General features: G+C 62.1%; 8 protein-coding genes. 4 read left to right on the top strand and 4 right to left on the bottom strand.

Annotated features, from left to right (window positions below; all coding sequences use genetic code 11):
* Positions 1-34 precede the first annotated feature (34 nt).
* Positions 35-1069, bottom strand: a complete 1035-nt coding sequence (gene gnd, locus CFter6_RS09910; RefSeq protein WP_061539789.1) for a phosphogluconate dehydrogenase (NAD(+)-dependent, decarboxylating) — start codon at positions 1067-1069, stop codon at positions 35-37.
* 80 nt (positions 1070-1149) lie between these two features.
* A complete protein-coding gene (locus tag CFter6_RS09905) occupies positions 1150-1395 on the bottom strand; it encodes a hypothetical protein (RefSeq protein WP_014005707.1) in 246 nt (81 codons plus the stop codon).
* A gap of 321 nt (positions 1396-1716) precedes the next feature.
* On the opposite strand from CFter6_RS09905, the gene CFter6_RS25015 reads away from it, so the two are divergent.
* A complete protein-coding gene (locus tag CFter6_RS25015) occupies positions 1717-1869 on the top strand; it encodes a DUF3309 domain-containing protein (RefSeq protein WP_014005706.1) in 153 nt (50 codons plus the stop codon).
* A gap of 82 nt (positions 1870-1951) precedes the next feature.
* On the opposite strand, the gene CFter6_RS09900 is transcribed toward CFter6_RS25015, so the two are convergent.
* Together CFter6_RS09900 and CFter6_RS09895 are read right to left on the bottom strand one after the other, a co-directional pair.
* Positions 1952-2254 carry an ElaB/YgaM/YqjD family protein gene (locus CFter6_RS09900; RefSeq protein WP_061539788.1) on the bottom strand — a complete coding sequence of 101 codons (303 nt, stop codon included), beginning with the start codon at positions 2252-2254 and terminating at the stop codon, positions 1952-1954.
* A 73-nt stretch (positions 2255-2327) separates the two neighbouring features.
* Positions 2328-2864 carry a ferritin-like domain-containing protein gene (locus CFter6_RS09895; RefSeq protein WP_041741596.1) on the bottom strand — a complete coding sequence of 179 codons (537 nt, stop codon included), beginning with the start codon at positions 2862-2864 and terminating at the stop codon, positions 2328-2330.
* Between the two features lie 243 nt (positions 2865-3107).
* Between CFter6_RS09895 and CFter6_RS09890 the strand changes: the two genes are divergently transcribed.
* From CFter6_RS09890 to CFter6_RS26770, 3 genes are all read left to right on the top strand, one after another.
* Positions 3108-4376, top strand: coding sequence for an NRAMP family divalent metal transporter (locus tag CFter6_RS09890; RefSeq protein ID WP_061539787.1), 1269 nt, complete (start codon positions 3108-3110; stop codon positions 4374-4376).
* 399 nt (positions 4377-4775) lie between these two features.
* The gene (locus CFter6_RS26775; RefSeq protein ID WP_335340314.1) at positions 4776-9248 is read left to right on the top strand and encodes a hypothetical protein; all 4473 of its coding nucleotides are present in this window, start codon (positions 4776-4778) and stop codon (positions 9246-9248) included.
* Positions 9245-13528, top strand: a complete 4284-nt coding sequence (locus CFter6_RS26770; protein ID WP_335340313.1) for a glycoside hydrolase family 94 protein — start codon at positions 9245-9247, stop codon at positions 13526-13528. The genes CFter6_RS26775 and CFter6_RS26770 overlap by 4 nt, the downstream gene beginning before the upstream one ends.
* Positions 13529-13546 lie beyond the last annotated feature (18 nt).

The following is a 13546-nucleotide window of genomic DNA, read 5'->3' as shown; positions in this document are numbered from 1 at the left end:
GGGCAATGGTAAGTAATTTTGTGCATTGCCGCCATCAATCCTCCAGCTTTTTCTGCTGAGCAGGTTTTTCCACGTGGCCGCCGAATCCTTGCCGCATCGCCGACAACACCTTGTCGGCAAAATCGCCTTCGCCGCGTGAACTGAAACGCGTGAAAAGCGCGGCGCTCAAGATTGGCACGGGCACTGCTTCATCGATGGCGGCGTTAATGGTCCAGCGTCCTTCGCCGGAATCCGAGACGCGGCCGGCGTAGTGATCCAGCTTGGGGTCTTGCAGCAGCGCGCCGGCAGTGAGATCCAGCAGCCATGAGCCGATCACGCTGCCGCGCCGCCACAGCTCGGTGATCTCCGGCAGGTCGAGCTCGTACTGGTAGTGTTCGGGATTGCGCAGCGGCGTGGTTTCCGCATCCGCTTCGTGGCTGCGCTTGCCGACATTGGCGTTGCGCAGGATGTTCAAGCCCTCGGCGTAGGCGCCCATGATGCCGTACTCGATGCCGTTGTGGACCATCTTGACAAAATGGCCGGCGCCTTGCGGACCGCAGTGCAGGTAGCCCTGCTCGGCGCTGCTATCGGATGGTTGGCGGCCGGGAGTCGGGCTGGCGGTGCCGGCGCCGGGCGCCAGCGTGGCGAAGATCGGCGCCAGGTGCTGCACCGCTTCCTTGTCGCCGCCTATCATCAGGCAGTAGCCGCGGTCGTAGCCGGCCACGCCGCCGCTGGTGCCGACATCGACGTAATGGATGCCGCGCGCCTTGAGTTCGGCGCCGCGCCGGATATCGTCATGGTAATAAGAATTGCCGCCGTCGATCACGATGTCGCCGGCTTCCAGCAGAGGCGTCAGCAAGGCCAGGTTTTCGTCGACCACCGCGGCCGGCAGCATCAGCCACAGCACGCGCGGCTTGCTCAGCTTGCTGACCAGGTCTTGCAGCGAAGCGGCGCCGGTAGCGCCGGGATGCAACAGCGCCTGCACCGCTTGCGGATGCAGGTCATACACTACACATTGATGGTCGCCCTTGGTCAGGCGCCTTACCATGTTGGCGCCCATGCGCCCCAGTCCAATCATCCCTAACTGCATCGTGTTTCTCCTTGCTGAATAAGCTGTGCTGCAGAATCGTGAGCCTGCGAATTTCCAGCCTGCGAATTTCCGGTCTACCTTCAGGCGTCTTTTTTCCTGCCTTTTTCTATCATTGAAATGGCGAATGCGCGCGCCTCTGCTTCGGCCTCCTGCTCGGTATGGAAGACGGCGTCGACCACTACCCGCTGCGACGGAAAAATATCGTTTCTATGCATGGGATTGCTGGAAGGGCCGTAGATCGCCAGGTTGGCGGCCCAGTCTTCGCTATCGGGGAGCTGGATTCCGGAATATTCGATTTCATATTCGCCAATTGTTTCGGTACGCATTGCGGTCTCCGGACGGTATATAAATAAGCGGCCAAACCGGCATTCTGGATTTGTATTTTGGCACAGTATTGGCGCAACAAGCGCGGCGCTTCCGATCAGACCATATTTTGGCCAGAGCCGCCACTGTCAACCTCGACAGCAGAGCTGGGCGGCAGATAGGGCCAGCGACCGGTTTTTGTACGCCAGCGCACAGACCTTGTGATCTTTCCCGATTATCTTGGTTCCACTCCCGGCGGGAAATAATTCCAGCACCGGGAGTCCTGTTGCAAGCCCTGCGCTCTTGCTTGCCAACCAGCCTGCCAACTTCTTTAGGAGCCAAGCATGAGCACCATCTTACTCGTCATCCTGATCCTCATCGTCATCGGCGCTTTGCCGAGCTGGCCGCACAGCCGTAACTGGGGTTACGGCCCCAGCGGCGTCACCGGCCTGATCGTCGTCATCCTGATTGTCCTGCTGCTCACCGGGCGAATTTGAAAATTGCCGCCGCAATAGAAAGGCGTGGCGCGATATGCGCCACGCCTTTCTATTTTTCCAGCCATGCGCGCAGTGCTGAGAGTTATCTCTTGGTCAGGACCAAGGCGGCCACAAATCCCACACCGGCGGCCGTCGCTAATGCCCGCCACGGATTCTCTTTCACGTAACTCTCGGCAGAGTCCGTCATTTCCCGGCCGGCGACGCGGACGCTGGCCTGCGCTTCCTGGGCGGTAACCACTGCCTTGTCGAGCAAGCGCATGCCGCGGTCGCGCATTTCCTCAGCCTTTTCCCCGGTCAGGTCGGCCGCGGCTAAAAACAAGGATTGCGCATCCTTGATCAGTTTTTTCACGTCATCGTTGACGGCTTTCAGGTTTGATTCCAGCAAGATAATCTCCTCGAAGTAATATTAATAAAATGGCATCGATACGCAGTCGCCCGGTCGGCGCGACTGTACGCGCTCAAGCCAGCAGATCGCGCATGTCGTCAGCGTGCTCTTCTTCCTTGGCCATGATGCCGACCAGCAGCAGGCGTGTGGTCGGATCGCTGTCGCCGATCCTTTCTATCATCTGACGGTAGGCTTCGATCGCCACCCGTTCGGCGATCAGGTTAGCCTTGATCATGGCCTTGATGTCGTCCGCACCATCGTATTCCGCATGGCTGCGCTGCACTAGCGTATCCGGATTGAAGTCCGGCTTGCCGTTGAGCTGCACGATGCGCTCCGCGATCTGGTCGGCATGGGCCTGCTCTTCCATTGCGTGTTCCAGGAATTCATCCTTGATCGATCCGTTTTGCAAACCGGCCGCGGTGTAGTAGTGCCGTTTATAGCGCAGCACGCAGACCAGTTCGGTCGCCAGCGCATCGTTGAGCATGGCGACCACCTGCTCGCGGTCACCGCGGTAGCCTGCCGTCACCGCGCCGTCATCCATGTTCTTGGCGGCGGCCCGGATGGCGGCGGTGTCGATTGCCGCGGAAATGGGTTTTTTCGTTTCTGACATGGTTGCTCTCCATAACAGTGAGGGATGGGAAGGAATGTTCACTGTATGGCGTCGACTGCTAAAAATCGGTGCGCTGACACACATAACGCGTGCTTTAGCTGCGCAGGATTTTGCCAATCCGGCAATACCCGTCCCGGCTTTGTTGGCTAGCACACAGACCCAATCGGCGTTGTGTAATAGGCTGCGACAGCATAAGGGCGGATAGAAACTTCTTTTCTGACACAGTGATGGAGATAATGCGCAATGACGCATCCCGATGCTAAAAAAAGCTGGCTGCAAAAGCTGGGACCAGGGCTGATTACCGGCGCCGCGGATGACGATCCCAGCGGCATCGCCACCTATTCGCAGGCCGGTGCGCAGTTCGGCTTCAATCTGCTATGGACGCTGTTCCTGACCTATCCGCTGATGGTCGGGATCCAGGTCGTCAGCGCCAAGATAGGCCGCGTCAGCGGCCATGGCCTGGCGACCAATATCCGCCGCCATTACCCGCCATGGCTGCTGTACGCCATCGTCGGCCTGCTGCTGCTTGCCAACACCATCAATATCGCGGCGGATGTCGCCGCCATGGGCGAAGCCTTGAAGCTGCTGGCAGGCGGCCCCGCTCATTTATATGCGCTGGGCTTCGGCCTGCTGTCGCTGCTGCTGCAGATTTTCATTCCCTACGATCGTTACGTACGTATATTGAAATGGCTGACGCTGGCCTTGCTGGCCTATGTCGCTACCGCGTTCGTCGTGCATACGCCCTGGACCGAAGTCTTCGCAAAAACCGTCTGGCCGCAGCTGTCCTGGAAACCGGCATACATCACCACGGTGGTCGCGGTATTCGGCACCACCATCAGTCCCTATCTGTTTTTCTGGCAAGCCTCGCAGGAAGTGGAGGAGCAACAGTCCAGGTCCGGCGCCAAGCCGTTGCGGGATGCGCCTAACCAGGCCAGCGCCAATTTCCGCCGGATCAAGATCGACACTATCATCGGCATGGGATTTTCCAATCTGGTCGCCTATTTCATCATGCTGACCACGGCGGTCACCCTCGGCCTGCACGGCGTCACGAATATCCAGAGTTCGGCGCAGGCAGCCTCGGCGCTGCGGCCGATCGCGGGCGAGTTCGCGTTCTGGCTGTTCAGCGCCGGCATCATCGGCACCGGCCTGCTGGCGGTCCCGGTACTGGCCGGCTCCGCCGCCTATGCCATGGCGGGTGCATTCCACTGGAAAAACAGCCTGGAGCTGAAACCCGCAGCGGCCAAAAAATTCTACGGCATCATCGCCGTCTCGACCGCCGTCGGCGTGGTGCTCTGCTTCACCCCGATCGATCCGATCAAGGCCTTGTACTGGAGCGCGGTAATCAACGGCGTCATTTCGGTGCCCATCATGGTGGTCATGATGCTGATGGCGGCCCATCCCAAGATCATGGGACAGTTCGTGATTGACGCCAGGCTGAAGATATTGGGCTGGGTCTGCACCGGCGCCATGGCGCTGGCCGTATTGACGATGTTCTGGACCCTGGGGAAATAAACCAGTCTCTCGGATTTTCACTATGTGCGGCAGCGCACTGAATTTTTCCGCCTGTTGACGTAGCCTGATCCGGCCGCTGCGACCTTAGCTGCAGCGGCCGGATCAGTAGCAGGTTGATATTAAAAAATTATCCCGGGAAGCTGTTAAGCTGTAATACGCAGGGGGTCCGCAGGAAATCAGTCCGCGGCGCATCAGTCCCTACTCCTGCGGTCTCAATTTCTACCGTCCCCAGCCTCTTCTCCCAGCAAGGAGGTCCGGCCGGGCCAGAACCGGATCTCTGACTCTTGCACGCCATGCGATCCGGTTCTCTCCAGGTTCATTGCATAAATAGAAACTTCGGAATTGAAATCAAATAACGAACCACTGCGCGAATCATTACGCCGGGCATTTCGCGACAATATGCTCGACATCAAAAATGCCCTGCTGCCTGGCAGCCTGAGCAATGATCCGGCGAATGATGAATTGCCGTTGCGCGCGGAGCTGTTCAGCGCCCTGCAGATGGAACAGCACGGCCGGGTGCTGGCCAACGCCCACAAGCTCAGCAGCGAACGCGGACGCGACCAGCTGCTGTCGCGCCTGGCCGACAATGAAAAAGTCATCATCGACGCCTGCAGTCTGCTGACCGAAGCGATCCGGGCCAGCCGCCAGGTGACGCCGGCGGCGGAATGGCTGCTCGACAATTTTTACCTGATCGAAGAACAGATCCGCACCGCCAAGCGGCACCTGCCGAAGAACTACAGCAGGGAATTGCCGCGCCTGCTGCGCGGCAGCTCGGCCGGCCGGCCGCGGGTCTATGACATTGCGCTGGAAACCATTTCCCACGGCGACGGCCGCGTCGATCCGGAAAGCCTGAGCCGCTTTGTGGCCGCCTACCAGCAGGTCACGCCCCTGAAACTGGGCGAATTGTGGGCGATTCCCATCATGCTGCGCCTGGCGCTGATCGAAAACCTGCGGCGCGTCGCCGCCCGTCTGGCGCTCACCAGTTTCAACCGCAACCTCGCCGATTCCTGGGCCGACGCCATGGTGGAAAGCGCCGAAAACGATCCCGGCAACCTGATCCTGCTGGTAGCCGACATGGCGCGTTCCGATCCGCCCATGGATAGTTCGTTCGTGGCCGAACTGGTGCGCCGCCTGCAAGGGCAAAGCCCGGCGCTGACGCTGCCCATGACTTGGCTGTCGCAACGGCTGGCCGAATCCGGCCAGACCATCGAACAGCTGGTCCAGCTTGAGACACAGCAGCAAGCCGCCGACCAGGTATCGATCAGCAACAGCATCGGCAGCCTGCGCTTCCTGAGCGCCATGGACTGGCGCGAATTTGTTGAAACCATGAGCGTGGTCGACCATACCTTGCGCAAGGACCCGGTCGACGTCTATGCCCGCATGGATTTTTCTACCCGCGACCACTACCGGCATGTGATCGAGAGAATCGCCCGCCACAGCAGCTTGTCGGAATTTGAAATCGCCGGGCATGCGGTCCGGCTCGCCGCCGTCCATGCCGCGCAAGACAGCGCCGACCAGCGTCGTGCGCATGTCGGCTATTACCTGATAGGCCAGGGACTGCCGCAGCTGGAGCAGGCCGTGGGATTCAAGCTGTCGCCGCTGGAGGCGCTCCGGCGCATGGGCAAGGCTGCGCCCTTGAGCTGCTACCTCGGCAGCATTGTGCTGATCACCCTCGCCGCCACCGCCGGCATTGCCTTCAAAGCTCATGCCGACGGCGCCAGCCACTGGCTGCTGGCCGTGGTTGCAGCGCTGGCCCTGGTTGCCAGCAGCCAGCTAGCGCACGCCATGGTCAACTGGCTGATTACCCTGGTCGCCATACCGCACCCGCTACCGCGCATGGATTTCTCGGACGGCGTTCCGGCCGCATCGCGCACCCTGGTGGCGGTGCCTACGATATTGTCGAGCAAGCAGAACATCGACAGCCTGACGGAAGCCCTCGAGGTGCGCTTTCTCGCCAACCGCGACGTCAACCTGCGCTTTTGCCTGCTGACCGACTTCGCCGACGCCGAGGCGGAAGTGCTGCCGGAAGACGCTCTCTTGCTGCGGCATATCGAACACAATATCGAGGAGCTGAACGGGAAATACCGCCAAGACCATGGCGACAATTTCCTGCTGCTGCACCGCCCGCGCCGCTGGAACCCGCTGGAAAAAACCTGGATGGGCTACGAACGCAAGCGCGGCAAGCTGGCTGACCTCAACGCCCTTCTGCGCGACGGCGCGGCCGACACCTTTTCGCTGATCGTCGGCGATATCGAAGACCTCGGCAATGTCAGGTACGTGATCACGCTCGACACCGACACCGAGCTGCCGCGCGATGCTGCCCGCCAGTTCGTGGCCACCATGGCGCATCCGCTGAACCGCGCACGGTACGACGCCAGCCGCCAGCGCGTGGTGGAAGGCTACGGCATCCTGCAGCCGCGCGTAGCAGTCAGCCTGCCCAGCGCCGGCGCTTCCTACTATGAACTGCTGTGCGGCGGCGAAACCGGCATCGACCCTTACACCCGCACCGTGTCCGACGTCTACCAGGACATCTTCGGCGAAGGTTCTTTCGTCGGCAAAGGCATCTACGATGTCGACGCCTTCGAACAAACCTTGAAAGATCGCATGCCGGAAAACCGCGTGCTCAGCCATGACTTGCTGGAAGGCTGTTATGCGCGCGCCGGCCTGCTCAGCGACGTCCAGCTGTACGAGCAGTATCCGTCGCGCTACAGCGCTGACGTCAGCCGCCGCCACCGCTGGATACGCGGCGACTGGCAGATCGCTTCCTGGCTACTGCCGCGGGTGCCGGGCGCACGCGATGCCGCCAGCGGCAAGATCGGCCATCATCGCAATCCGCTGTCCCCTTTGTCGCGCTGGAAACTGTTCGACAACCTGCGCCGCAGCGTCTTCCCTTTTGCGCTGACGGCGTTGCTGCTGAGCGGCTGGATCGGCCTGCCTTCGGCCTGGTTCTGGACCGCCGCAGCGCTCGGCATCTTGCTGATTCCCTCGCTCTGCGCCAGCATCCTGAGCCTGCTGCGCAAGCCGGACGACGTACTGCTGCGGCAGCATCTTTCGGCTTCGCTGCACGCGACCCTGCAGCATTTCGCCCACGCCGCGCTGACCCTGATTTTCCTGCCTTACGAAGCCGCGCTCAACCTCGACGCCATCGTCCGCACCCAATGGCGGATCCTGGTTTCGCACCGCAAGCTGCTGGAATGGCAGCCGTCCAGCGAGGCCGGCCGCCAAGCCAGCAACAGCTTGCTGTCCTACTACCGCTCGATGTGGATCGCGCCGGCGCTGGCGCTGGCCACCGCTGCCTGGCTGGTGATCAGCAATCCACCGGCCCTGCAGGCGGCCGCGCCCATCCTGCTGCTGTGGTGGCTGTCGCCGTTCATCGCCTACTGGATCAGCCAGCCGATTGCACGCCGCGCAGCGCAGCTGTCGCACGAGCAGACCCAGTTCCTGAAATCGCTGTCGCGCAAGATGTGGCTGTTTTTCGAAACCTATGTCGGCCCCGAAGACAACTGGCTGCCGCTCGACAATGTGCAAGAGCACCCGGTCGCCGTGGTGGCGCGCCGCACTTCGCCCACCAACATCGGCCTGTCGCTGCTGGCCAACCTGAGCGCCTGCGACTTCGGCTACATCCCGTCCGGCCAGCTGCTGGAGCGCACCCAGAACACTTTCCAGACGCTGGCCTCGCTGGAACGCTACCAGGGCCACTTCTACAACTGGTACGACACCCAATACCTGAAGCCGCTGCATCCGATCTACGTCTCGACCGTCGACAGCGGCAACCTTGCCGGCCACCTGCTGACCCTGCGGCCGGGCTTGAGCGAGCTGCTCGATACGCCAATATTCGAGGCGCGGGTATTTTCCGGCATCCGCGACACCTATGAAATCCTGCGCGACACCGCCGGCGGCGGGCCGCTGGCGAAACTGGTCCAGTTCGAAAAAGACCTGCAGGACGCCTGCGATTGTGCGCCGGCTACCTTGACCGTGGCGCACGATTGTCTGCAAGGCCTCAGCCATTGCGCCGCCGGTTTTGTCGCCGGCCTCGACACCGTGCCCGACACCCAGCTCAATGTCTGGGCGCGCGCGCTGGCCAGCCAGTGCCGCGAAGCCCTGAACGAGCTGGATATCCTGGCGCCCTGGATATCCGCGCTGGCGCCGGCGGAATGGATCACAAAACTTCCCCAGCTCGACCAGATCCCGACCTTGCGCCAGCTGGCCAAGACCCATGCCGACCTGGCGCCGCTGTTGGAACCAGGCTTGGCCGGCGTCGGCGATGCGCCCAAGAGCGAAACCCTGGCTGCCCTCAGCCAGCTGGTGGCCGAAGGCAGCCGCCACGCCGCCGAACGCATGCTGCTGATCGAGCAGCTGGTGACCCAGGCCGGCGAGTTCGCCCGCATGGAATACGGTTTCCTGTACGATCCCGCCACCCATCTGCTGGCCATCGGCTATAACGTCAGCGAGCGCCGGCGCGACGTCAGTTTCTACGACCTGCTGGCGTCCGAAGCCAGGCTCGCCACCTTCGTCGCCATCGCCCAGGGACAAGTGCCGCAGGAAAGCTGGTTCGCGCTCGGGCGCCAGCTCACCATCGCCGGCGGCGATCCGATCCTGCTGTCGTGGAGCGGATCGATGTTCGAATACCTGATGCCTTTGCTGGTCATGCCGAACTTTGAAAACACCCTGCTCGGCCAGACTTACGAATCGGCGGTAAAGCGGCAAATCGAATACGGCATGCAGCGCGGCGTGCCCTGGGGCATTTCAGAATCGGGCTACCATACCTTCGACGCCAGCCTCAACTACCAGTACCGCGCATTCGGCGTACCCGGCCTCGGCTTCAAGCGCGGGCTCGGCGACGACCTGGTGATAGCCCCTATGCATCGATGATGGCGCTGATGGTGGCGCCGGAAGAAGCCTGCCGCAACCTGCAGCAGCTGTCAGCCGAAGGTTTCGAGGGCGAATACGGTTTCTTCGAAGCGATCGACTACACGCCGTCGCGCCTGCCGCGCGGACAAAGCAGCGTCGTCATCCGTTCTTTCATGGCGCATCACCAGGGCATGGGTTTCCTGTCGCTGGCCTATCTGCTGCTGGACCGGCCCATGCAAAAGCGCTTCGAATCGGACCCTTTGTTCCAGGCCACCATGTCGCTGCTGCACGAACGCGTGCCAAAAGCCAGCGCCACCTATTCCAACACCACGGAACTGGCCGACATCCGTACCGCCGTAGCCGACCAGGGCTTGCAGATGCGGGTATTGCAACGCCCCGATCCGCGCACCCCGGAAGTGCAGCTGCTGTCGAACGGCCGCTATCACGTGATGATCACCAGCGCCGGCGGCAGCCGCAGCCGCTGGAACGATCTCGCCGTCACCCGCTGGCAGGAAGACAGCACGCGCGACAATTGGGGCACCTTCTGTTACGTGCGCGAACTGAACGGCGGCGAACCCGGCCATTTCTGGTCGACCGCCTTCCAGCCGACGCTGGCGCAGCCGGACAGCTACGAAGTGATCTTCTCCGAAGGCCGCGCCGAATTCCGCCGGCGCGACAACAGCTTCGACCTGCATACCGAAATCGTGGTGTCGCAGGAAGACGATATCGAACTGCGCCGCACCCGCATCGTCAACCGCTCGCGCTCGCGGCGCACCATAGACATCACCAGCTACGCCGAAGTCGTGCTGGCGCCGGCCGCCGCCGACGCCACCCATCCGGCGTTCAGCAACCTGTTCGTGCAAACCGAAATCGTGGCGGCCCAGCGCGCCATCCTGTGCACGCGCCGGCCGCGTTCGATGAATGAAAAAATGCCATGGATGTTCCATCTGATGGCGCTGCACGGCGCCGACATTGATGCGGTGTCGTATGAAACCGACCGCATGCAGTTCATCGGCCGCGGCAATACCGTGACCGCGCCGCAAGCGATGCGCCGGCAAGGACCGCTGGCAGGGAGCGCCGGCCCGGTGCTCGACCCGATCGTCGCTATCCGTTACCAGATCACGCTGGAAGCGGAACAGACGGCCACCATCGACATGGTCACCGGCATCGGCGATTCGCGCGACATCTGCCTCGGCCTGATCGAAAAATACCAGGATCGCCACCTGGCGGACCGGGTGGTCGAACTGTCCTGGCCGCATAGCCAGGTCGTGCTGCGCCAGCTCAATGCCAGCGAAGCCGACGCCCAGCTTTACAGCCGCCTGGCGAATTCGGTGATCTACGTCAATCCGCTGCTGCGCGCCGACGCCAGCGTCCTGATCCGCAACCATCGCGGGCAGTCAGGCTTGTGGGGCTACGCCATTTCCGGCGACCTGCCGATCGTGCTGGTGCGCCTCAAGAGCCAGGAAAACATCGAACTGGTGCGGCAGCTGGTGCAAGCCCATGCCTACTGGCGTTCGAAAGGACTGGCGGTCGACCTGGTGATCTGGAACGAAGACCATGCCGGTTACCGGCAGTTGCTGCAAGAGCAGATCATGGGATTGATTTCATCGGTCACCGGCGCCCATGAAATCGACCGCCCAGGCGGCATTTTCGTGCGGCTGGTCGACCAGATCTCGGATGAAGACCGGGTCCTGTTCCAGTCGGTGGCGCGGGTCATCCTGAGCGACAGCCGCGGCACGCTGGCCGAACAGATCAACCGCCGCGACCTGATGGAAATCCGCCTGCCGCGCCTGATACCGGCATTGCGGCAGACGCTGCCTGCAGTCGCCCATGAAATCCGGCTGCAAATTCAGCTACCACCGCGCGAACTGGACCTGGCGAACGGCCTCGGCGGTTTCACGGCTGACGGAAGAGAGTATGTCATCACCACCTCCGATACCCAGCTGACGCCGGCGCCTTGGGTCAACATCATCGCCAATCCGCAGTTCGGCAGCGTGATCTCGGAAAGCGGGCAAGCCTACAGCTGGGGTGAAAACGCCCATGAATTCCGGCTCACGCCGTGGGCCAACGATCCGGTCAGCGACGGCGGCGGCGAAGTATTCTACCTGCGCGACGAAGAAAGCGGACATTACTGGTCCCCCACTCCGCTGCCAAGGCGCGGCAAAGGCGATTATGTGACGCGGCACGGCTTCGGCTACAGCGTGTTCGAACATATCGAGGATGGCATTGTTTCCGAGCTGACCGTATATGTCGCGGCCGATGCGTCGGTCAAGTATTCGGTACTGCGGGTGCGCAACGAATCCGACACCATGCGCAAACTGTCGGCCACCGGCTATGTCGAATGGGTGCTAGGTGACCTGCGCCCCAAATCTGCCATGCACATCGTCACCGAAACCGATCCGGCCACCGGCGCCGTGTTTGCACGCAATCCCTACAACACCGAATTCACCGACCGCACCGCGTTCTTCGATGTCGACGCCAGCAACCGCAGCGTCAGCGGCGACCGCAATGAATTCATCGGCCGCAACGGCTCCCTGCAAAAACCCGCGGCAATGGAACGGCTGCGCCTGTCCGGCAAGGTCGGCGCCGGCTTCGATCCTTGCGCCGCGATCCAGGTGCAGTTCGAGCTGAACCAGGGCCAGCAGCGCGAAATTGTCTTCATCCTCGGCATGGCCGATAGCCGCCAGACCAATGCCAGCAGCCTGGTGCAGCGCTATCGCGGCGCCGCGGCGGCGCATGAAGCGCTGCAAGCCGTGCATGCGTTCTGGGAACGTACGCTGGGCGCAGTCCAGGTCGACACGCCAGACCGTGAACTGAACCTGCTGGCCAACGGCTGGCTGATGTACCAGGTTATCGCTTGCCGCCTGTGGGCGCGCAGCGGTTATTACCAGTCCGGCGGCGCTTTCGGTTTCCGCGACCAGCTGCAGGATGCCATGGCGCTGGTGCACTGCCAGCCGCAACTGCTGCGCGCGCACTTGCTGCTGTGCGCCACCCATCAGTTCGTCGAAGGCGACGTCCAGCACTGGTGGCATCCGCCCAGCGACCGCGGCGTGCGCACCCATTGCTCCGACGACTACCTGTGGCTGCCGCTGGCGGTCCACCGCTATGTCAGCAGCACCGGCGACCATGCCGTGCTTGAGGAAAGCGCGCACTTCCTGGAAGGCCGCGCGGTCAATCCGGATGAGGATTCCTACTACGACTTGCCGGGCCATTCGAGCCAGGCCGCAACCTTGTACCAGCATTGCGTGCGCGCCATTGAGAGAAGCTTGAAATTCGGCGTGCACGGCTTGTCGCTGATGGGATCCTGCGACTGGAACGACGGCATGGACAAGGTCGGCGACAAAGGCAAAGGCGAAAGCGTCTGGCTCAGTTTTTTCTTGTACGACGTGCTGACCAGCTTCGCCGAAATCGCGCTCGGCCAGCAAGACCAGGCGTTCGCCGACCGCTGCCAGGCCGAAGCCGGCCAGCTGCAGAAAAACATCGCCAAGAACGGCTGGGACGGCGGCTGGTACCGCCGCGCCTATTTCGACGACGGCACCCCGCTTGGCTCCGCCCAGAATGTCGAATGCCAGATCGATTCGATTTCGCAAAGCTGGGCGGTGCTGTCCGGCGCCGGCGATCCGCAACGGGTCCAGACCGCGATGCAGGCCGTCGACCAGCGCCTGGTGCGGCGCAAAGACGGCATCATCCAGCTGCTCGACCCGCCGTTCGACAAATCCGACCAGGATCCGGGTTATATCCGCGGTTACGTTCCCGGCGTGCGCGAGAATGGCGGCCAGTATACGCATGCCGCCATCTGGACCGTGATGGCGTTCGCCAAGCTGGGCGACCAGCAACGCGCCTGGGAACTGATGCGCCTGATCAATCCGCTCAACCATGGCAAGACTGCCGAGAAAATCGCCACCTACAAGGTCGAGCCTTATGTCGTTGCGGCCGACGTCTACGCTGGAGCGCCGCACGTTGGCCGCGGCGGCTGGACCTGGTACACCGGGTCGGCCGGCTGGATGTACCGCCTGATCGTGGAATCGCTGCTGGGTTTAAGACTGGAAGGCGACAAGCTGCATGTCGCGCCATGCCTGCCGCACGACTGGGATACTTGTCGCATGGATTACCGCTACCGCGAGACCATGTACAGGATTGTCGTGACGCAAAGCGCCGCCGAGGATGCGGTTACTCATTTCAAAGTCGACGGCGTGGCGCAGGAAGACGGCGCGGTCAATCTATTGGACGACAAGCGCGAACACGCGGTAGATGTCCTGCTGCGCTCGCGGCCCGGCGCAACCGCAGTGCCCAAGGCTTGATGCAAGCGAACAATCGGT

Source organism: Collimonas fungivorans, assembly GCF_001584145.1.
GTDB classification, from domain to species: Bacteria; Pseudomonadota; Gammaproteobacteria; order Burkholderiales; family Burkholderiaceae_D; genus Collimonas; species Collimonas fungivorans.
The sequence above is the reverse complement of the archived record's forward strand: the minus strand, read 5'-3'. Positions and strand labels throughout refer to the sequence as shown.